The 20,795-nt window shown below is 57.2% G+C and carries 17 protein-coding genes and 2 tRNA genes; 3 read left to right on the top strand and 16 right to left on the bottom strand.

The window, feature by feature from the left end; all coding sequences use genetic code 11:
* The first annotated feature begins 104 nt into the window (after positions 1–104).
* The 3 genes from N018_RS04300 to N018_RS04290 all read left to right on the top strand — a co-directional run bounded on the left by N018_RS04300 (position 105) and on the right by N018_RS04290 (position 4,551).
* Entirely contained in the window at positions 105–1,121 is a 1,017-nt protein-coding gene (locus N018_RS04300) for a class I SAM-dependent rRNA methyltransferase (RefSeq protein WP_025388918.1), read from the top strand.
* Positions 1,122–1,258: 137 nt separating this feature from the next.
* Entirely contained in the window at positions 1,259–4,216 is a 2,958-nt protein-coding gene (locus N018_RS04295; protein ID WP_025388917.1) for a DUF748 domain-containing protein, read from the top strand.
* The gene (locus N018_RS04290; protein ID WP_025388916.1) at positions 4,213–4,551 is read left to right on the top strand and encodes a DUF2845 domain-containing protein; all 339 of its coding nucleotides are present in this window, start codon (positions 4,213–4,215) and stop codon (positions 4,549–4,551) included. The genes N018_RS04295 and N018_RS04290 overlap by 4 nt, the downstream gene beginning before the upstream one ends.
* Positions 4,552–4,700: 149 nt before the next feature.
* Here N018_RS04290 and N018_RS04285 read toward each other — a convergent pair whose 3' ends face one another.
* The 16 genes from N018_RS04285 to rlmE form a co-directional block, all read right to left on the bottom strand.
* Positions 4,701–5,054, bottom strand: coding sequence for a BON domain-containing protein (locus N018_RS04285; RefSeq protein ID WP_002555119.1), 354 nt, complete (start codon positions 5,052–5,054; stop codon positions 4,701–4,703).
* A gap of 289 nt (positions 5,055–5,343) precedes the next feature.
* Positions 5,344–7,449, bottom strand: a complete 2,106-nt coding sequence (gene pnp / locus N018_RS04280; protein WP_007249019.1) for a polyribonucleotide nucleotidyltransferase — start codon at positions 7,447–7,449, stop codon at positions 5,344–5,346.
* Positions 7,450–7,624: 175 nt separating this feature from the next.
* Complete coding sequence (rpsO, locus tag N018_RS04275) at positions 7,625–7,894, bottom strand: 30S ribosomal protein S15 (protein WP_002555121.1); 270 nt, start codon at positions 7,892–7,894, stop codon at positions 7,625–7,627.
* Positions 7,895–8,052: 158 nt separating this feature from the next.
* Positions 8,053–8,970: a tRNA pseudouridine(55) synthase TruB gene (truB, locus tag N018_RS04270; RefSeq protein ID WP_024644273.1), complete on the bottom strand. Its 918-nt coding sequence runs from the start codon at positions 8,968–8,970 to the stop codon at positions 8,053–8,055.
* A 3-nt stretch (positions 8,971–8,973) separates the two neighbouring features.
* The gene (gene rbfA / locus N018_RS04265) at positions 8,974–9,390 is read right to left on the bottom strand and encodes a 30S ribosome-binding factor RbfA (RefSeq protein WP_024644272.1); all 417 of its coding nucleotides are present in this window, start codon (positions 9,388–9,390) and stop codon (positions 8,974–8,976) included.
* A gap of 160 nt (positions 9,391–9,550) precedes the next feature.
* Positions 9,551–12,076, bottom strand: a complete 2,526-nt coding sequence (gene infB / locus N018_RS04260; protein WP_024673505.1) for a translation initiation factor IF-2 — start codon at positions 12,074–12,076, stop codon at positions 9,551–9,553.
* Positions 12,077–12,103: 27 nt separating this feature from the next.
* Positions 12,104–13,585 (bottom strand): transcription termination factor NusA, encoded by a 1,482-nt coding sequence (gene nusA, locus N018_RS04255; protein ID WP_024644270.1) that lies wholly within the window; start codon positions 13,583–13,585, stop codon positions 12,104–12,106.
* 59 nt (positions 13,586–13,644) lie between these two features.
* Positions 13,645–14,103 (bottom strand): ribosome maturation factor RimP, encoded by a 459-nt coding sequence (gene rimP / locus N018_RS04250; RefSeq protein ID WP_024644269.1) that lies wholly within the window; start codon positions 14,101–14,103, stop codon positions 13,645–13,647.
* A 130-nt stretch (positions 14,104–14,233) separates the two neighbouring features.
* Positions 14,234–14,310, bottom strand: a tRNA-Met gene (locus N018_RS04245).
* Between the two features lie 95 nt (positions 14,311–14,405).
* Positions 14,406–14,491 (bottom strand) — tRNA-Leu (locus N018_RS04240).
* A gap of 45 nt (positions 14,492–14,536) precedes the next feature.
* On the bottom strand, positions 14,537–14,917 hold the full coding sequence (secG, locus tag N018_RS04235) for a preprotein translocase subunit SecG (protein ID WP_024644268.1): 381 nt from the start codon (positions 14,915–14,917) through the stop codon (positions 14,537–14,539).
* Between the two features lie 4 nt (positions 14,918–14,921).
* Positions 14,922–15,677, bottom strand: a complete 756-nt coding sequence (tpiA, locus tag N018_RS04230; RefSeq protein WP_025388915.1) for a triose-phosphate isomerase — start codon at positions 15,675–15,677, stop codon at positions 14,922–14,924.
* 66 nt (positions 15,678–15,743) lie between these two features.
* Positions 15,744–17,087, bottom strand: a complete 1,344-nt coding sequence (glmM, locus tag N018_RS04225) for a phosphoglucosamine mutase (protein ID WP_024644266.1) — start codon at positions 17,085–17,087, stop codon at positions 15,744–15,746.
* Between the two features lie 16 nt (positions 17,088–17,103).
* Positions 17,104–17,955 (bottom strand): dihydropteroate synthase, encoded by an 852-nt coding sequence (folP, locus tag N018_RS04220; protein ID WP_025388914.1) that lies wholly within the window; start codon positions 17,953–17,955, stop codon positions 17,104–17,106.
* An 8-nt stretch (positions 17,956–17,963) separates the two neighbouring features.
* Complete coding sequence (gene ftsH, locus N018_RS04215) at positions 17,964–19,868, bottom strand: ATP-dependent zinc metalloprotease FtsH (protein ID WP_024644264.1); 1,905 nt, start codon at positions 19,866–19,868, stop codon at positions 17,964–17,966.
* Positions 19,869–20,061: 193 nt separating this feature from the next.
* A complete protein-coding gene (gene rlmE, locus N018_RS04210) occupies positions 20,062–20,712 on the bottom strand; it encodes a 23S rRNA (uridine(2552)-2'-O)-methyltransferase RlmE (protein WP_005888982.1) in 651 nt (216 codons plus the stop codon).
* Positions 20,713–20,795 lie beyond the last annotated feature (83 nt).

Genomic DNA, 20,795 nt, shown 5'->3' with positions numbered 1-20,795 from the left:
TGACAGGCCTGACAGTTATTCAGCGAATCAAGAAGACTCAAAAACCGCGCGCAGCCGGTAACTGGTAAACTCCCGCGCCTTTATTGCCGTCCGGGACGCTTTGCATGTCTTCCTTGAATCAGGCGCTTAGCGTCGCCCTCGACAACCGTGATTCGCTGCTTGCCGAACTGCACCTGCAAGGCACCGACTGCTATCGCCTGTTTCACGGCAGTCAGGAAGGCGCCAGCGGCCTGACCATCGACCGCTATGGCCCGCAATTGCTGGTGCAGAGTTTTCACACAGGGCTGGAGCGTGATGCGTTGCTGGAGCTGCATGCGCAGGTCAATGCGCGTCTGGGTCTGGAGACGCTGCTGGTCTATAACGACCGCTCACAAGGCAACTCGCGGGTAGATCGTCAGGACGCCATCTACAAGGCCGACGAAGCGGCGCTGGCAGACCATGTCGGTCGCGAGTGGGGGCTCAATTATCGGGTCCGCGGGCGGCATGCCGGGCAAGACCCGTTGCTGTTTCTCGACCTGCGCAATACACGGGGCTGGGTCAAGCAGAACAGCGCAGGCAAGCGCGTGCTGAACCTGTTCGCCTACACCTGCGGCGTAGGCCTGAGTGCCGCAGCCGGTGGCGCGAGCGAAGTGTGCAACCTGGATTTTGCCGAGGGCAATCTGGCCGTGGGCCGCGAAAACGGCGCGCTCAACCCGCAACTCCCGACCATGCAATTCATCCAGTCAGACTATTTTCCGGCCATCCGTCAACTCGCCGGCCTGCCGGTCGCCGCCCGCCGCAGCCAGAAGCTGCCGAGCCATGTAAAGCTGGATCAGCGCCAATACGACCTGGTCCTGCTCGACCCGCCCGCCTGGGCCAAAAGCGCGTTCGGCACGGTCGATCTGTTGCGCGATTATCAAAGCCTGCTCAAACCTGCACTGCTTACAACGGCAAACGATGGCGTGCTGATCTGCTGCAACAATCTGGCGAAGGTCAGCATGCAGGACTGGCGCGAGCAGGTCCTGCGTTGCGCCAGCAAGGCCGGTCGTCCGGTGCGCGATTGGCAAATGATGCTGCCTGCCGAGGACTTCCCGTCGAAGGACGGCCAACCGCCACTGAAAACCCTGATTCTGCAACTCTGATCAGCCACCTGCCTCAAGCCGCTTAAATATGCCGCCTGAATCATGAAAAATCCTACAAGCCAGAGCGGCACTGCCTTGGGAACCGAACAGGCATGCCATACTCCAAGCACCTCCAAAAGAGAGAGACGCCGCTGCCCATGTCCAGAGGATTGAAATACACACTTGGCTCCGTGCTGGCTGTGCTCGTGCTCTATAGCCTGTTGGGTTTCTTCATCCTTCCCGGTGTCGCTCTGCGCATTGCCAATCAACAACTGGCCAATTATTCAACCGTGCCGGCCAAGCTGGAACGCCTGGAGTTCAATCCCTACACACTGGAACTGACCCTCTGGGGCCTGAACATCGGCACACCCGGCAAAGAACAGGTCGCGTTCGAAAAGCTCTACGCCAATCTGCAGATCGACAGCCTCTGGACCCGAGCCCTGCATTTGCAGCGCGTCGAGCTGATCAAGCCCAAGACCGAACTGTTATTTGACAAGCAAGGTCAGCTCAACCTGGCGCAACTGTTCAAGCTGCCTGCCAGCGAGCCGACCCCGGACGAACCGCCGAGCAAGCCGTTTCCATTGCGCATCGGCGAGATCAAGCTGGCTGACGGTTACGTGCACTTTCAGGACATGCGCCCAGGCGCACCCATCGAATTCCTCTACGACGCGTTGAATTTCGAACTCAAGAACCTCAGCACCCTGCCGGAAGACAATGCCGACATGACCCTGGTCGCGGCCGGGCCCGACGGCGGACAGATCGACTGGGTGGGTCGCATCAGCCTGGTGCCGATCGCCTCCGAAGGCACGCTGAAAGTCACCGACGGCAAAATGAAGCTGTGGTGGCCCTACGTGCGTGATGCGCTGCCGCTGGCTCTTGAGGATGGCGTGCTAAATTTCAGTACCGCCTACAAGCTCAATCTGGCCAAGGAAACCGAGCTTCAATTGACCAACCTTTCGGCCAGCGTCTCGCCCTTTGCGTTGAACACGCCTGACGGACGCCCTCTGGTGCGTCTGCAACGCCTGGATGTGAGCGATACATCAGTAGACCTGGCGAAGCAAAAGGTAACTGTCGGCAAGATTCGCAGCCAGAAGCTGGAAACCTGGGCCGCACGCGAAAGCGACGGGCAACTGGACTGGCAGAAACTGTTCGCCAGTCAACCGGACAAGCCTGCCGCGTCGCAAAAACCGGCGGTGGACGAAAAAGCGGCGGAACCCGCACCTGGCAATGCCAGCGCCCAAAGGGCAACGCCGAGCAAACCGTGGCAAGTGCTGCTGCGCGATGTGCAACTGCGCGACTATATGGTCCACCTCGCGGATCGCGTCCCCAAGGAACCTGTTGCACTGGATGTCGGCCCGCTGAATGTGGATATTCAGAATTTCGACAGCCTGAACACATCACCCTTTACCCTCAAGCTCGACACCGGACTGGGCAAACAGGGCAATCTGACCGCATCCGGCGACGTTAATCTGAACCCGGTCAGCGCGCGCTTGAACGTGACGACCCGTGACATCGATTTGCGACTGGCTCAGGCCTATATCAGCCCGTTCATTCTTCTTGAACTGCGCAGTGGCATGCTGGGCAGCGACCTGGCCGTCAATCTGAAGAGTACCGAGCCACTGGCGTTCGGCGTGACCGGTAAAGCGCAGGTCAGTCAGTTGCACACACTTGATACCGTCAAACAGCGCGACTTCCTCAAGTGGCAGCAACTGGACCTTGAAGGGCTGGATTATCAGCATGGCACCGGACTTTCGATTGCCAAGGTGAACATGAGTCAGCCGTATGCGCGCTTCATGATCAACGAAGACCGCACCACCAACATCGATGACCTGCTGATTCCACAGCCGGACGACAAGAAAGCTCCGAAGCCGAAGGCAGCCCAAACACAGCCCAAGGCAAAAAAAGACAATCCGCTGGCGATCTATGTCGGCGAAGTGAACATCAAGGATGGCTCGGCAAACTTTGCCGACATGACCCTGACGCCCAACTTCGCGACGGCCGTGCAACAACTCAACGGTCGCATCGGCACCATCGACAACCGCAAGGCCACGCCTGCTCCGGTCGATATCGAAGGCAAGGTCGACCGTTACGCACCTGTGACCATCAAAGGCAGCCTCAACCCTTTCGATCCGATGGCCAGCCTCGACATCACCACCAGCTTCAAGCGGGTCGAGCTGACCAACCTGACGCCCTATTCCGGAAAATTCGCAGGCTTCCGGATTCGCAAGGGCCGGCTCAATCTGGATCTGCATTACCTGATCACCAAAGGCCAGCTCAAGGCGCAGAACAAGGTCCTGATCGAACAGCTGCAACTGGGTGAGCGGGTCGACAGCCCGGACGCGCTGGACCTGCCTATACGATTGGCCGTGGCGCTGCTCAAGGACACGCAGGGACGGATTTCGCTTGAGCTGCCTATCGAAGGCGACCTCAACAACCCGCAGTTCAGCGTGATGCCGATTGTCTGGCAAACGCTGCGCAATCTCGTGCTGCGTGCGGCACAGGCGCCTTTCAAGATGCTGGGCAGCCTGGTTTCAGGCGGCAGCTCCGAGGACCTCGGCAGCGTGAGTTTCGCGCCGGGCACCAGCGAGTTGTCGGTCGAGACACAACGTGCGCTGGACAAGCTCTCGGCCGCCCTCAAGGCGCGTCCGGACCTTAAGCTGGAGATCGAAGGCACCAGCGCTGCCAGCAGCGACGGCCCGTTGATAGCGCAGCAGCGACTGGAGCGGGAATATCAGTACACGTATTACAAGATCCTCCAGCGGCGTGGCGACAAGGTCCCGGCCAAGGCTGGCTTGATCGAGGTTCCGGATGCTGAAAAAGCGCCGATGCTGGAAGGCATTTACCGTACGCGCCTGAAACAGCAACCGCCCGCAGAATGGGCCAACCTGAGCAAGGAACAACGCGCCAGCCAGATGCGCGCTGCGGTGCTCACGTTCTGGAGCGGCAATGAGGTGTTGCTGCGTGAGCTGGGCCAGAGCAGAGCCAGCAGCATCAAGGATTATCTGGTGGACAAGGGCAAGCTTGAAGACGCTCGCGTGTACTTCGTCGACGCACGCCTCGGACAGGCTCAGCCAGATGGTAAAGTCATCAGCCCACTCCACCTGGACAGTGAATGAACCCGTTGCCACAGATGCGAATCAAGATGCTGATCAGCCTGACCCTGGCCGCAATGGCCGGGGCAGTCGTCTTACCTGCCCATGCGGCATCAACCTTGCGATGCGGCAGCCAGTTGATCAGCACCGGTGACCGGACATTCGAGGTTCAGCAGAAATGCGGTGAGCCGGTCAGTCAGGAAGTGATCGGCACAAAGGAAAGCTTCAGCACTGATTATCGCCAGTCCGAGACCGTCAAAATCGAGGAATGGATCTACGGCCCTGACAATGGCATGTATCAGTATCTGCATTTTGAGGGTGGACGCCTGGTGAGGATTGATAGCAAACGTCGTCGCTGATCCCTCTATCACCTTCCCGGTAAAACAAACGCCACAGAAATAGAAAAGGCCCCGACTCTTCAGTCGGGGCCTTTAATGGCTACATCCTTGTAGCCTCGCATGAACCTTCCATCAATCAATGACTGCGGTTGTTCATGGGCAGTATTCGATTACTCGGCTTTCAGGCCAGCAGCCGATACGTCTTTAACACCTTTGATTTTCTTGGTGATAGCGACGGCAGTGTTTTTCTGAGCTTCGGTGACTTTTACCATGGAGGACAGGGAAACCACGCCTTTGTTGGTCTCAACCTTGATGTCCGAACCAGGAATGCCTTTTTCAGTCAGCAGGTCAGCTTTGACTTTAGTAGTGATCCAGGTGTCAGAAGTATCTTCTTTGACTTCTTGAGTCGTGGTGTTAGCTGCCAGAACCATTGGCGCTTGAGCCGAGGTCTGAGCGAATGCAGCGTTAGCCATGGTCAGAGTCAGGGCAGTTGCGGTAGCGGCAGCGATAGCGAACTTCTTCATACGATAACTCCTGTTTTTCTCAAAAACTGCGCCAGGTGAATGGCTGCAGGGTTAACCGTTATGTCGCAATCGCTGTGCCAAACATGAAGAACCTTAAAATCCGTTTAAAATCATATAGTTATATTTTCGGCTAATTTACGGAATCGTGCAGATTGCCCGCTAACCCGGTTTCAGGCTTGCAAGATGCATGTTCAGACCGAGCATTTTGCGCGACCGAAACCTAACCCTTTAATTGCGCACATAAAAAAAGGACTCCGAAGAGTCCTTTTTCAAACGCTGATCAGATCAATCAGACGCCGGATACTTTCGCAGCCGCTACGTCTTTGATCGACAGCTTGATACGACCGCGGTTATCCACGTCCAGTACCAGTACTTCGACTTCCTGACCTTCTTTCAGGATATCGGTCACTTTCTCTACGCGAGCGTCGCTCAGCATCGAGATGTGAACCAGACCGTCCTTGCCCGGCAGGATGTTGACGAATGCGCCGAAATCGACGATGCGCTCAACCTTGCCGACGTAGATCTTGCCGATCTCTGCTTCTGCGGTGATACCCAGAACGCGCTGACGTGCCGCTTCAGCCGCTTCCTTGGATTCGCCGAAGATCTTGATCGAGCCGTCGTCTTCGATATCGATCGAAGCCTTGGTTTCTTCGCAGATTGCACGGATGGTTGCGCCACCCTTGCCGATCACGTCACGGATCTTGTCGGTGTCGATCTTCATCGCGATCATCGTCGGCGCGTTGGCCGACAGTTCGTTACGCGACTGACCGATGATCTGGTTCATCTGACCGAGGATGTTCAGGCGAGCTTCCAGAGCCTGGCCCAGGGCGATCTCCATGATCTCTTCGGTGATGCCTTTGATCTTGATGTCCATCTGCAGCGCGGTAACACCTTTGGAGGTACCAGCTACTTTGAAGTCCATGTCGCCCAAGTGATCTTCGTCACCCAGGATGTCAGTCAGAATGGCGAACTTCTCGCCTTCCTTGACCAGACCCATGGCGATACCGGCAACCGGCGCCTTCATCGGAACACCTGCATCCATCAGTGCCAGGGAAGCACCGCAGACCGAGGCCATGGAGCTGGAACCGTTGGACTCGGTGATTTCCGAAACAACACGAATGGTGTACGGGAACACGTCAGCGCCCGGCAGCATAGCCTGCACGCTGCGACGAGCCAGACGACCGTGACCGATTTCACGACGACCGGCACCGCCCATGCGACCACACTCGCCCACCGAGAACGGAGGAAAGTTGTAGTGCAGCATGAAGGGGTCTTTTTTCTCGCCTTCAAGGGTATCGAGCAGCTGTGCATCACGTGCAGTACCCAGGGTGGCCACAACCAGCGCCTGAGTTTCGCCACGGGTAAACAGTGCCGAGCCGTGAGTCTTTGGCAGAACGCCGACTTCGATGTTAAGAGGACGGACGGTGCGCGTGTCGCGGCCATCGATACGTGGCTTGCCGTTAACGATGTTTTCGCGAACGGTGCGGTATTCGATTTCACCGAAAGCGGCTTTGACTTCGCTGGCAGACGGGCTGCCGTCTTCAACAGCGAGCTTGGCAACGACCTGATCTTTCAGTTCGCCCAGACGCGCATAGCGGTCGGCTTTGACGGTGATGGTGTAAGCCTGGGAGATCGCATCGCCGAACTCGGCACGGATAGCGCCCAGCAGTGCAGTCGCTTCAGGCTTCGGCTGCCAGTCCCAAGTAGGCTTGGCGGCTTCGGCGGCCAGTTCCTTGATGGCGTTGATGACCACCTGGAATTCGTCGTGGGCGAACAGTACGGCGCCCAGCATCTGGTCTTCGGTCAGTTCCTTGGCTTCCGATTCAACCATCAGAACGGCTTCGGAAGTACCGGCTACAACCATGTCCAGGCTTGAAGCCTGCAACTGCTCGTAGGTCGGGTTCAGCAGGTAGCCGGTGCTTTCGTGGAAAGCAACGCGCGCAGCGCCGACCGGACCGTCAAACGGGATACCGGAGATGGCCAGAGCAGCCGATGTACCGATCATCGCAGCGATGTCCGGATCGATTTTCTTGCTGGTGGAAACGACGGTGCAGACAACCTGCACTTCGTTCATGAAGCCTTCTGGAAACAGCGGACGGATCGGACGGTCGATCAGTCGCGAGGTCAGGGTTTCTTTCTCGGAAGGACGGCCTTCACGCTTGAAGAAACCACCGGGAATCTTGCCGGCAGCGTAGGTTTTTTCCTGGTAGTGCACGGACAGAGGGAAGAAGCCTTTGCCAGCGTCAGCCTGTTTGGCGCCGACCACAGTCACAAGTACGCTGACGTCGTCGTCAACGGTGACCAATACTGCACCAGAGGCTTGACGGGCGATACGGCCTGTCTCGAGGGTTACGGTCGATTGACCGAACTGAAACTTTTTGATTACCGGGTTCACGGTTTCCTACCTTTCTTTGTGGCTCTTGGGGAACTGGTTTCTTGCGAATTCTTGGGCAGCGTGGGGAATCGGCCCCTTCCACAGCCCAGATAAAACTTGAGGCTGGGAGCCTGCCAGAACCACCGGGCAAACCCGATGGATCGTGACAGACAACCAACCTCTAGCAACGTCGTTATTAGCGACGCAGACCCAGACGACCGATCAGGGCGCTGTAACGGCTAACGTCCTTACCTTTCAGGTAATCCAGCAGCTTGCGGCGCTGGTTTACCATACGGATCAGACCACGACGGGAGTGGTGGTCCTTACCGTTGGCCTTGAAGTGGCCTTGCAGTTTGTTGATGTTGGCGGTCAGCAGTGCAACTTGCACTTCTGGCGAACCAGTGTCACCAACAGCTTGCTGGTAGTCGGTTACGATCTGAGCTTTTTCTTCAACGCTGAGTGCCATGTGGGCAATCCTTATTTCAGGGAAGCGCTTCCGGAGAAACGTTTCCAACAGGCCGAGGACGAAACCTCGTATTAAAAAAAGAGATATGACCGTGCCTGTTGACAGCCATCCTCGTTCCACCCCGTTTGCAGGCTAGCCTGAAAACGGACTGGTTCCGGTCACTCTGACCGAATCAATCGACGCGGCGCAATACGCCCGTCTTCACTGACTTCACCGATACCGATGAAGCGACCTTCGTGATCCTGCACCCGTACCATGCCGAATTTCGGCGCGTCCGGGGCGCGTACTGGCTGACCATGCAACCAGTAAAACGAACTGTGCTCGGAAAACTTCAGCAGGGGCCAGTCCAGCAAGCCACTGTCCGAAGGCATCAGGAAGCGGTCAACCGCTTCATTGCCGCCGTCGGCATGCACCTGCTCCAGCTCTTCCAGCGTAACCGTCTGAGCCAGTGTAAAAGGCCCGGCCTGGGTACGGCGCAGCTCTGCCACGTAAGCACCACAACCAAGTTTTTCACCAATATCCTCGACCAGAGTCCGGATGTAGGTGCCTTTGCTGCAATCCACCGACAGACGTGCTGTCTCGCCTTCGCAAGCAAGTAATTCCAGGCGCGCAATAGTAACAGAACGGGGCTCGCGCTCCACTACTTCCCCTGCACGAGCCAGCTTGTAAAGTGGCTGACCATCACGCTTGAGGGCCGAGTACATGGGAGGTATCTGACTGATTTTCCCGCGAAAGTCCGGCAGAACCGCTTCGATATCGTCGCGACCAACGGTCACAGGGCGCGTCAGCAGAACATCACCCTCGGAGTCAGCAGTAGTGGTGGTCTTGCCCAGTTGCGCGAGGGTCTCGTAGGACTTGTCCGAATCGAGCAGGTACTGCGAAAACTTGGTCGCCTCGCCGAAGCACAACGGCAGAACGCCTGTTGCCAGAGGGTCGAGGCTGCCCGTGTGCCCGGCCTTCTCGGCATTGAGCAACCAGCGAACCTTTTGCAGCGCGGCGTTGGAAGTGAAGCCCAGTGGCTTGTCGAGCAGGATGATCCCGCTGACATTGCGGCGTATACGCTTGACCTGAGCCACCCTTTACTCCTCGGTACTTTCAGGCTTTGCATCAGGCGATGCAGCGCCTTCCTGGTGCTGACTGTCCTGCGCCACGGCGCGCTCGATCAGAGCCGAGAGATGCGCACCACGCACAACGCTTTCGTCGTAGTGGAAGTGCAGTTGAGGCACGCTACGCAGTTTCATTTCACGGGCCAGCTGCATGCGCAGGAAACCTGCGGCAGCGTTAAGCACCTTGATGGTTTGTGCAATATCTTCCGCGTTGTCCTGGCCCATGACGGTCATGAAAATCTTCGCATGACCTACGTCACGGCTGACGTCTACGGCGGTGATGGTGACCAGACCCACACGCGGGTCCTTGATTTCGCGACGGATCAGTTGTGCCAGCTCGCGCTGCATCTGATCGCCGATACGCTGGGTACGGCTGTATTCTTTTGCCATGTTTGTTACCTGTTACTGATCCGGGACCAAACCCTGACAGTCTGAAAGCGGCAAACGCCCGGCCTGACAATTGCCAGACCGGGCGTTGCGTTTAGAGCCCATGGAGGAAAGCAGGGCATTTGCATGCGACGCTCCCACCATGACTCCTGAAGCTCGCGATTTAGAGGCTGCGAGCCACTTGGACCTTCTCGAAGACTTCGATCTTGTCACCAACCTTGACGTCGTTGTAGCTCTTGACGCCGATACCGCATTCCATGCCGGCACGTACGTCGGCAGCGTCGTCCTTGAAGCGGCGCAGGGATTCCAGCTCGCCTTCAAAGATAACGATGTCTTCACGCAGAACACGGATCGGACGGTTACGGTAAACGGTGCCTTCCAGAACCATACAGCCTGCGATCGCGCCGAATTTCGGCGAACGGAACACATCGCGGACTTCGGCGATGCCCAGGATATTCTCCCGAACGTCGCTGCCAAGCATACCGGTAAGGGCTTTCTTGACGTCTTCGATGATGTCGTAGATCACGTTGTAGTAACGCATATCCAGACCTTCCTGTTCGACGATCTTGCGAGCGCCAGCATCGGCACGCACGTTGAAGCCGAACAGTACAGCGTTGGAGGCCAGTGCCAGGTTGGCGTCGCTCTCGGTGATACCACCGACACCGCCACCGACCACGCGCACTTGCACTTCGTCGTTACCCAGGCCGTTCAAGGCGCCGTTCAACGCTTCGAGGGAGCCACGTACGTCAGATTTGAGGACGATGTTGAGCGTCTTCTTCTCTGCCTGACCCATGTTCTCGAAGATGTTTTCAAGCTTGCCAGCGTGAGCACGGGCCAGTTTGACTTCGCGGAACTTGCCTTGACGGAACAGAGCCACTTCACGGGCTTTCTTCTCGTCCGACAGCACGCTCATCTCGTCGCCAGCGTCCGGTGTACCGTCCAGGCCGAGGATCTCGACAGGGATGGAAGGACCTGCTTCTTTGACTGGCTTGCCGTTCTCGTCGAGCATGGCGCGGATGCGGCCGAAGTTCGAACCGACCAGAACCATGTCGCCCTGACGCAGCGTACCGTCCTGAACCAGAACAGTAGCAACCGGACCACGGCCCTTGTCCAGACGGGACTCGACAACAACACCACGGCCAGGAGCCGATGGAGTGGCCTTGAGTTCCAGGACTTCGGCTTGCAGCAGAACAGCTTCCAGCAGCTCGTCGACGCCAGTACCCATTTTCGCGGAGACCGAAACGAAAGGCGTATCACCGCCCCACTCTTCGGACGTCACGCCATGGACCGACAACTCGCTGCGAATGCGATCGAGGTCAGCACCTGGCTTGTCGATCTTGTTCACGGCTACAACCAGCGGCACGCCAGCAGCAACAGCATGCTGAACAGCTTCGATGGTCTGCGGCATCACGCCGTCATCGGCAGCAACAACCAGAATCACGATGTCAGTCGCCTTGGCACCACGAGCACGCATTGCGGTAAACGCAGCGTGACCCGGGGTGTCGAGGAAGGTAACCATGCCGCGTTCGGTTTCAACGTGGTAGGCACCAATGTGCTGAGTGATACCGCCGGCTTCGCCAGCCGCTACCTTGGCACGACGAATGTAGTCGAGCAGGGAAGTCTTACCATGGTCGACGTGGCCCATTACGGTCACAACCGGCGCACGGGAGAACGACTCACCCTCGAACTTCAGCGATTCGGCCAGGGAATCTTCCAGGGCATTGTCGCTGACCAGCGTGACCTTGTGGCCCAGCTCTTCGGCGATCAACTGGGCAGTTTCCTGATCCAGTACCTGGTTGATGGTCACCGGAGTGCCCATCTTGAACATGAACTTGATGACTTCGGCAGCCTTGACCGACATCTGTGCCGACAACTCGCCGACAGTGATGGTCTCGCCAATGGCAACGTCACGAATCACAGGACCGGTAGGGCTCTGGAAACCGTGGGCGTTACGCTTCTTCAGCTTGCCCTTGCCACGACCGCCACGACGGAAGCTGTCGCTTTCTTCGTCGGTAGTGCGAGGCGCAACGCGAGGGGCCGGAGCCTTCTCTTTAACGGAGGCGCGATGCGGAGCGTTCTTGCGATCGCCGTCGCCGCCACGGGCATTGCGATCGTCAGCGCGAGGCTTGTCAGGGCGACGTTGTTCGTCACGCTTGCGAGCGTCGGCCGATGGCGCAGCGCTGGCAGGTGCCGGAGCAGCGGCCGCTTGTGCTTCACGCGCAGGCTCGGCAGCAGCAACAGGCTGCGCAGGTGCCGGAGCATCCTGAGCGGCAGCTGGCTGGCTGGTCGCGTCTGTTTCGGAGCGACGCTTGGCTTCTTCTTCAGCCTTTTGACGAGCGGCATTTTCTACCGCACGGCGTTCGTCCATCTCGCGCTTGCGCTCGGCTTCGATTTCTTCCGGGCTGCGCTGTACAAATACTTTCTTCTTGCGCACTTCAACGCTGATGCTTTTGCTGCCAGCAACGCGCAGGGTGCTGGTGGTCTTGCGCTGCAAGGTAATCTTGCGTGGCTCTTCCACCTTGGCCTTGTGACCACTTTTCAGGTGCGTCAGCAGGGCTTGCTTTTCGTTATCGGTCACAACTTGCTCGGCGGCGGTGTGCGGCAGACCTGCCTCACGCATCTGCTGTAACAGGCGCTCTACCGGTGTGTCGACCACTTTGGCCAGTTCTTTCACCGTGACTTGCGTCATGCACTTCTCTCCTCAGGCCGCGCTTACTTACTCGAACCAATGGGCTCGGGCGGCCATGATCAACTTGCCGGCACGATTATCGTCAATGCCGTCGATGTCGAGCAGATCGTCTATAGACTGCTCGGCCAGGTCTTCGCGGGTAATTACGCCGCGCACCGCCAGTTCCATCGCCAGATCCTTGTCCATACCCTCAAGCGAGAGCAGGTCTTCGGCCGGATGGGCGTCTGCCAGCTTTTCCTCTGTAGCGATGGCTTTGGTCAACAAACGATCCTTGGCACGAGCGCGAAGCTCGCTGACGATATCTTCGTCAAAGCCGTCGATGTTGAGCATTTCTTCCAACGGTACGTAGGCAATCTCTTCCAGGCTGGTGAAGCCTTCATCAACCAGTACCTGTGCCAGTTCTTCATCGACTTCGAGCTCTTCGATGAAGTTGCGCAGGATGTCACCGGTTTCAGCTTGCTGCTTGGCCTGGATGTCCGATTCGGTCATTACGTTCAGGGTCCAGCCAGTCAACTGGCTCGCCAGACGAACGTTCTGACCACCACGACCAATAGCCTGGGCCAGGTTGTCCGCGCCAACCGCGATGTCCATTGCATGCGCATCTTCATCTACGATGATTGCCGCTACTTCTGCAGGGGACATTGCATTGATCACGAACTGCGCCGGGTTATCGTCCCAGAGCACGATATCCACACGCTCGCCACCCAGCTCGCCGGAAACAGCCTGAACGCGCGAACCGCGCATGCCGATACAGGCACCTTGCGGATCGATTCGTTTGTCCTTGGAGCGAACAGCGATTTTGGCACGTGAACCCGGGTCACGAGAGGCAGCCATCACCTCAATGAGACCTTCGGCAATTTCCGGCACTTCAATGCGGAAAAGCTCGATCAGCATCTCTGGCGCAGTACGCGACAGAATCAGCTGAGGGCCACGGTTTTCAGTGCGAATTTCCTTGAGCAATGCGCGGACGCGGACACCGACCCGGAAAGTCTCCCGGGAGATGATGTCTTCACGAGCCAGCAATGCCTCGGCATTGTTACCCAGGTCAACGATGACATTGTCACGCGTAACCTTTTTAACAGTACCAGAAATGATTTCACCCAGACGCTCGCGGTAGGCGTCGACGACCTGAGCACGCTCGGCTTCACGGACTTTCTGCACGATGACTTGCTTGGCAGTCTGTGCAGCGATACGACCGAATTCGATGGAGTCGATTTTTTCTTCGATCAGTTCGCCAGCTACGGCACCCGGCCTTTTAGCCTGAGCCTGATCAACGGCCAGCTCGTAAGCCGGATCGTCCAGATCTTCGTCTTCGACAACTGTCCAGCGACGGAAAGTCTCGTAGTTACCTGTTTGGCGGTTGATCTCTACACGCAGCTCAACTTCATCTTCAAAACGTTTTTTGGTAGCAGTGGCCAAGGCCAGCTCCAGCGCTTCAAAAATCACACTTGCCGGAACGCCCTTTTCATTGGACACCGACTCAACAACCAGCAGTACTTCTTTGCTCATCGTACGCCTCGCCTTTCGCAAGCCATTGGATCCGCGGGATCCGCAGTAACCGGCACGTCTCAGTCAAACGTGGGAATAATGTTGGCCTTGTCGATCAAGTCGATCGGTAACAGGAACTCATGGTCTTCAACCTGCACCACGACATCCTGCTCCTCCACCCCGCGGAGAAGGCCTTGAAAGTTGCGCCGGCCTTCAAAGGGCGAGCGCAGCTTTATTCTTACTTGTTCCCCGGCGTACGAAGCAAACTGCTCAATAGTGAACAGCGGGCGCTCCATGCCAGGAGAAGATACTTCGAGGGTGTACTCAGTGCTGATTGGATCTTCTACATCCAACACACCGCTGATCTGGCGACTGACGATTGCGCAGTCATCCACCAGAACACCACCTTCCTTGTCGATATAAATGCGCAGCACCGAATGCTTGCCCTGGGAACTGAAATCGATCCCCCAGCATTGATAGCCTAGGGCCACGACCACCGGGGCCAACAAGTCCTGCAACTGTTCTAGCTTGCTCGACACCTGAACCCCCTCGTGCATGCTTTAAAAATAAAAAAATGGGCAAAAGCCCATCCCTGAAAACGCCGCTGAACATCGACGTCATGTACTGTCCAGCTAACAAAAAGCCCCTTAAAAGGGGCTCCGCTAAAACTGGTTGCGGGGGCTGGATTTGAACCAACGACCTTCGGGTTATGAGCCCGACGAGCTACCAAACTGCTCCACCCCGCGACAAAGCTGGGGCGGAAGTATACGACCGATCCATTGCTGGGTCAATCCAACATCCACCTACAAGAAAGCCCGCTAATGCGGGCCTTCTTGTTAATTGGTACCGAGAAGGGGACTCGAACCCCTACACCCATTGGGCACAACCACCTCAAGGTTGCGTGTCTACCAATTCCACCACCTCGGCATTACAACTCTTTGGCGACCTCGCGAAACATCGCCGAATTCTTTTTTACTTCTGCCCTGAAGCTGGAGGTACGTCAGCAGGAACAACTGCTGGCTTTTGCGCTTCGAGCACCGGCACATCATCTGCTGCCGGTTTTTGCTTCACTTCCAATACCGCTGGATCTGGCAAACCTACTTGAGTCAGCTGTTGAGCTTTCTCTTTAGCAAAGTAACCTAACCCCAAGCTGGTTATGAAAAAACATGCGGCGAGTATAGCAGTAAACTTACTGAGAAAGGTAGAGGTTCCTTGACCTCCGAAGACAGTATTTGACGCACCCGCTCCGAAAGACGCACCTGCGTCGGCACCTTTACCCTGCTGCAGCAATACCAGGGCAACAACGCCCAGCGCGCCCAACAGATGAAAAACAATTACGACTGTTTCCAGCATTTTTTCAGTTTCCCGCGGCGCGACAGATCGCACCGAACTCATCTGCATTCAAGGAAGCTCCACCAATGAGCCCCCCATCGATATCCGGCATGCTGAATAGCTCGACCGCATTGGCCGCCTTCACGCTGCCGCCATAGAGAAGTCGCACGCCTTGTGCGACTTCGGCATTCTCTTTCGCCAACTGCGCACGAATAGCTGCGTGCACTTCCTGCGCCTCTTGAGGCGAAGCGGTCAATCCGGTGCCAATGGCCCAGACTGGCTCGTAGGCAATTACTGCATTGACCAGTGCATTGATGCCGAACTCGGCAATCACGCTGTCCAGTTGACGCCCGACGATTTCAAGCGTCTGACCGGCCTGGCGCTGCTCCAGGGTCTCACCTATACACAGAACAGGTGTCAAACCACTTGCCTGGATCGCTGCGAACTTCTTGTTGAGCACATCATCCTGCTCGCCAATCAACTGACGACGCTCGGAGTGCCCGACGAGGACCAGCCTGCAACCTGCATCAGCCAACTGACTGGATGCGATCTCACCGGTCAGTGCGCCTTGCGCTGCCTGTATGGCTGCGTCCTGCGCACCTGCGATGATCGCAGTCCCTTCAAGGCCTTCGATCACCTGATTGATGAACAGACTCGCAGGCATCACGACAACATCGACGTTGTCCGGCAACACTTGTTTGCCCAGCCCCTCGATCAGCTCAGCGACGCTGGCGCGGGTACCGTGCATTTTCCAGTTACCAGCTACCATTGGGCGGCGCATGCTACACCTCGTGGGTCAAAGTGGGCGCAGATGTTACCCAACACTTTCGACACTGGCAAGCCGAAATCAGGCGCAAACTTCAGCAACCAGTTTTGCGAGCCCTTCGGCATAGCCGCGGACCTGCGCCTCGTCCTCACCCTCCACCATCACGCGCACCAACGGTTCGGTGCCGGACTTGCGTAACAGAACCCGGCCACGGCCTGCCATCTGCTCGGTGACGCGCGCGCAGGCTTCCTGCACCGAAGGATGCGAAACAGGGTCGACACTGGAACCCTCAAAACGCACATTGATCAGGATCTGCGGGCATTTGCGCAATTTCAGACGCGCCTCGGCAAGGCTGATACCACTGCGACGAAGCGCCAGTATGACCTGCAACGAAGCGATGATCGCATCACCCGTGGTAGCGTGCTGGAAACACACGATGTGCCCAGAGTTCTCGCCACCAATCTGCCAGTTGCGCTCAAGCAGCTCTGCAATCACATACCGGTCACCGACATTTGCGCGCACGAACGGAATATTTTGTTCGGCGAGGGCCAGCTCAAGGCCGAGGTTGCTCATCAGCGTACCCACCACACCGCCCTGCAAGCGGCCGCGCTCGTGCAGATCGCGAGCAATGATGTACAGCAACTCATCACCATCAACGATGGTGCCAGTATGGTCGACCATCAATACACGGTCACCATCGCCATCGAAGCCGATACCCATGTCGGCGTTCTCTGCGACCACGGCAGCCTGCAAGGCTTCCATGTGCGTAGAACCGCAATCCTTGTTGATGTTCAGCCCGTCAGGTTGCGCGGAAAGCACCACGACCTGGGCACCCAGCTCGCGGAAGACATTGGGCGCGACCTTGTAAGTCGCGCCATGCGCGCAATCTATAACCACTTTGAGACCGGCAAAGTCGGTGCTGGTCGGAACACTGCTCTTGCAGAACTCGATGTACCGGCCGGCAGCATCGTTGATGCGCGAGACCTTGCCGAGATTTTCGGATTCGGCAACGGTCATCGGGGCATCAAGCAATTCTTCGATCATCATCTCGATCTCGTCAGGCAATTTGGTGCCCTGCCCCGAGAAGAATTTGATGCCATTGTCGTAATGCGGGTTATGCGAAGCGCTGATGACAATGCCCGCTTCAGCATGAAAAGTACGCGTGAGGTAGGCAATCGCAGGGGTCGGCATCGGCCCGAGCAGCAGCACATCGGCACCCGCTGCGGAGAGACCGGCTTCAAGTGCGGACTCGAACATATAACCGGAAATACGGGTGTCCTTGCCGACGAGAATCCGGCACGTACCCATTTTGCGGAACGCCATACCCGCAGCCCAGCCCAGTTTCAACATGAATTCGGGAGTGATCGGGAATTGCCCTACACGACCACGGATGCCGTCGGTTCCGAAATATTTCCTGGTACTCATGGATGCCCCACTGTTGTTATTCAGCTGCTTCAACAGCTGCGATCATGCGCACCACGTCAACCGTTTCGGCGACATCGTGCACACGGAGAATTTTTGCTCCTTTGGTCATTGCCAAAGCAGCGAGCGCCAGACCACCGGAAAGACGCTGGTCGACCGAACGGTTCAACACCGCGCCAATCATGCTTTTGCGTGACACACCCACCAGCAGTGGCTGACCGAGCGCATGCAGCGCTTCCATGTGGCGGAACAGGCTCAGATTGTGATCCAGTGTCTTGGCGAAACCAAAGCCCGGGTCCAGGATAATCTGGTGCCTGCCAATACCGGCAGCGACACATTGATGCATGCGTTCAAGCAAGAACGCGCTGACCTCACTCAGCAGATCCTGGTAGTGAGGGTTTTCCTGCATGGTGCCCGGTTCACCCAGCATGTGCATCAGGCAGACCGGCAACCCAGTGCCTGCAGCCGCCTGCACCGCACCAGCACGCTGTAGCGAGCGGACGTCATTGATAAGGCCAGCACCCAGCGCAGCCGTCTCCAGCATGACCTCAGGCGTAGACGTATCAACTGAAATAATCACATCGAGTTCGCGCGCGATAATCTCGACGATCGGCGCGACACGCTCGACCTCCTCCTGCGCTGACACCGGACGTGCGCCCGGACGCGTGGACTCGCCACCGACATCAATCAGTGTCGCGCCCGCCAGCACCATCGACTCGGCATGACGCAACGCCTCATCGAGCTGACTGTAACGGCCGCCGTCTGAAAAGGAATCGGGGGTTGCATTGAGGATACCCATAACGTGCGTATGGGCCAAATCAAGAACCCGGTTGCCGCAAGGCAACCGGGTTGGGTACAGCGCAGATGTCATGTCAGACCTTAATGCTCGGCAGCCGGGCCGCCGATTGGCGCCTCAGGACGTGGGTCCGGTGTTATCGGAGTACCGTTGGTACCCGAACCACCACCCCAGTCACGCGGTTCGCGCGGCGGACGACCGGTCATGATGTCGTCGATCTGATCGGCATCAATGGTTTCGTACTTCATCAATGCATCGGCCATCGCCTCAAGCTTGTCACGGTTTTCCGTGAGCAGTTGCTTGGCGGTGCCGTAGCAGTGATCAATGATGCTGCGCACTTCAGAGTCGATCAGCTTGGCAGTATCACCAGAAACACTGGAATTCTGACTACCACCGCGACCCAGATAACCAGCATCTTCGTCTTCGGAGTACATCAATGGACCAAGCTTTTCAGACAAGCCCCATTTAGTGACCATGTTCCGGGCGATCTGGCTGGCACGCATGATGTCGTTGGAAGCACCGGTCGTGACACCATCAAAGCCCAGCGTCATTTCTTCCGCGATACGACCACCGTACAGCGAGCATATCTGGCTGATCAGCGCACGCTTGGACAGGCTGTAACGGTCTTCTTCCGGCAGGAACATGGTCACACCCAGGGCACGACCACGAGGAATGATCGAAACCTTGTAGACCGGATCATGCTCAGGCACCAGACGTCCGACGATAGCGTGGCCCGCCTCGTGGTAAGCGGTGTTGCGCTTTTCCTTATCGGACATGACCATCGATTTGCGCTCGGCGCCCATCATGATCTTGTCCTTGGCCAGCTCGAATTCCTTCATTTCTACAACGCGCTTGCCGGACCGGGCAGCGAACAACGAAGCCTCGTTGACCAGGTTGGCCAGATCGGCACCGGAGAAACCCGGAGTACCGCGAGCAATAACGCCTGGGTTTACATCTTCACCCATCGGCACTTTGCGCATGTGAACCTTGAGGATCTGTTCACGACCACGGATATCCGGCAGACCTACCACAACCTGACGGTCGAAGCGGCCTGGACGCAACAACGCAGGGTCCAGCACGTCAGGGCGGTTGGTCGCAGCGATGACGATGATGCCGTCATTCATTTCGAAACCATCCATCTCGACCAGCAACTGGTTGAGGGTCTGCTCGCGCTCGTCGTGCCCACCACCCATGCCAGCGCCACGGTGGCGACCGACCGCATCGATTTCGTCGATGAAGATGATGCAGGGTGCGTGCTTCTTGGCCTGTTCGAACATGTCACGGACGCGGCTTGCACCAACACCCACGAACATTTCGACAAAGTCGGAACCGGAAATCGTGAAGAACGGTACTTTCGCTTCGCCGGCAATGGCCTTGGCGATCAGCGTCTTACCGGTGCCCGGAGGGCCGACCATCAGCACGCCGCGAGGAATCCGGCCACCCAAGCGCTGGAACTTGCCCGGGTCGCGGAGGAACTCGACCAGCTCACCAACTTCTTCCTTGGCTTCGTCACAACCTGCAACGTCCGCCAGGGTCGTCTTGACCTGATCTTCAGACAGCAGACGCGCCTTGCTCTTGCCAAAGCTCATCGGGCCGCCCTTGCCGCCCGCACCGCCCTGCATCTGGCGCATGAAGAACATGAAGACAGCGATGATCACCAGAATCGGGAAGCTGGCCACCAGTAGCTGGGTCCAGATGCTCTGCTGCTCAGGCTGCTTGCCTTCGACCACGACATTGTTGCTGACCAGATCGCCGATCAGACCATTGTCCGGGATGTTCGGGCGGATGGTCTTGAAGGTGTCACCGTCGCTGCGCTTGCCCGTGATGACGTAGCCGTCAACAGAAACCTTCTCGACCTTGCCATCCTTAACCTGCTGGATAAACTCGGAATAGTTGAGGTTCTGCGGCTCGTTCGGGCTGGAGAAGTTGTTCATCACCGTCACCAGGACAGCTGCGATGATCAACCACAGGATCAAATTCTTTGCCATATCGTTCAATTAGCTACCCTCTGAAGCAAGCTCCACGCAGCAAGCGTGCCTCGCATGATATTCACCGGCCTAACTTACTACAGAACCTACAGATGCGGCAGACACCGTCTGTAACCCTTTGTGAAACTATGACAACGCGATACTCGTTCATGCTGCATCGCAAAGGCCATTTGAAAAAAGCTATCGCATGACATCAAAACCGTTCGATGCTGGCTGCGCCATCGATTCCACGAAAGCCACGTGCCAGCAGGTATTGCTCACGCGATCTGTCACGCGACGACGAAGGCTTGCGCATCTGCACCTTGTCGAACAGCTTGCGAATATCCTTGTGGTAGACATCGAAGCCTTCACCCTGGAAGACCTTGATCAGAAAATCGCCACCGGGACGCAGTACCCGGCCGGCCAGATCGAGCGCCAATTCACAGAGAAACATTGCACGCGGCATATCGACAGCGCTCAATCCACTCATATTGGGGGCCATATCGGAAATCACAAGGTCTACCTGCGTATTACCGACTGCTTCGAGGATCTGCTCCAGAATTGCATCCTCAGTGAAATCGCCCTGAATGAAGGTCACGTCAGGAATGCTGTCCATCTCAAGGATGTCGGAAGCGATCAGACGCCCTTGACCACCAATCAGACGACTGGTCACCTGCGACCAGCCGCCTGGCGCGGCACCGAGGTCGATCACGGTCATGCCCGGGCGGATAATCTTGTCCTTCTCCTGAATCTCGAGAAGCTTGTAACTGGCACGTGAACGGTAGCCGTCCTTCTGTGCCATTTTGACGTACTTGTCGTCGAAGTGTTCTTTGAGCCAGTTATGGCTTGTCTTGGAACGGGCCACAGGGCACCTCAAAAATAAACGAGTCGTGATTAACCGGGCGGTCCCGGACTCGCTCGGGTAAACTGGCCGCCGCTTTTAAAAGA

Source organism: Pseudomonas syringae CC1557 (genome assembly GCF_000452705.1).
GTDB lineage: Bacteria > Pseudomonadota > Gammaproteobacteria > Pseudomonadales > Pseudomonadaceae > Aquipseudomonas > Aquipseudomonas syringae_F.
Note: the sequence above shows the minus strand (reverse complement) of the source record. Positions and strands in the feature narration are given on the sequence as shown.

Coding starts and splice junctions, on each gene's coding strand:
- N018_RS04300 (WP_025388918.1), top strand. CDS start 105: ATGTCTTCCTTGAATCAGGCGCTTAGCGTCGCCCTCGACAACCGTGAT.
- N018_RS04295 (WP_025388917.1), top strand. CDS start 1,259: ATGTCCAGAGGATTGAAATACACACTTGGCTCCGTGCTGGCTGTGCTC.
- N018_RS04290 (WP_025388916.1), top strand. CDS start 4,213: ATGAACCCGTTGCCACAGATGCGAATCAAGATGCTGATCAGCCTGACC.
- N018_RS04285 (WP_002555119.1), bottom strand. CDS start 5,054: ATGAAGAAGTTCGCTATCGCTGCCGCTACCGCAACTGCCCTGACTCTG.
- rpsO (WP_002555121.1), bottom strand. CDS start 7,894: ATGGCACTCAGCGTTGAAGAAAAAGCTCAGATCGTAACCGACTACCAG.
- rbfA (WP_024644272.1), bottom strand. CDS start 9,390: ATGGCAAAAGAATACAGCCGTACCCAGCGTATCGGCGATCAGATGCAG.
- infB (WP_024673505.1), bottom strand. CDS start 12,076: ATGACGCAAGTCACGGTGAAAGAACTGGCCAAAGTGGTCGACACACCG.
- nusA (WP_024644270.1), bottom strand. CDS start 13,585: ATGAGCAAAGAAGTACTGCTGGTTGTTGAGTCGGTGTCCAATGAAAAG.
- secG (WP_024644268.1), bottom strand. CDS start 14,917: ATGCTGGAAACAGTCGTAATTGTTTTTCATCTGTTGGGCGCGCTGGGC.
- tpiA (WP_025388915.1), bottom strand. CDS start 15,677: ATGCGCCGCCCAATGGTAGCTGGTAACTGGAAAATGCACGGTACCCGC.
- glmM (WP_024644266.1), bottom strand. CDS start 17,087: ATGAGTACCAGGAAATATTTCGGAACCGACGGCATCCGTGGTCGTGTA.
- folP (WP_025388914.1), bottom strand. CDS start 17,955: ATGACATCTGCGCTGTACCCAACCCGGTTGCCTTGCGGCAACCGGGTT.
- ftsH (WP_024644264.1), bottom strand. CDS start 19,868: ATGGCAAAGAATTTGATCCTGTGGTTGATCATCGCAGCTGTCCTGGTG.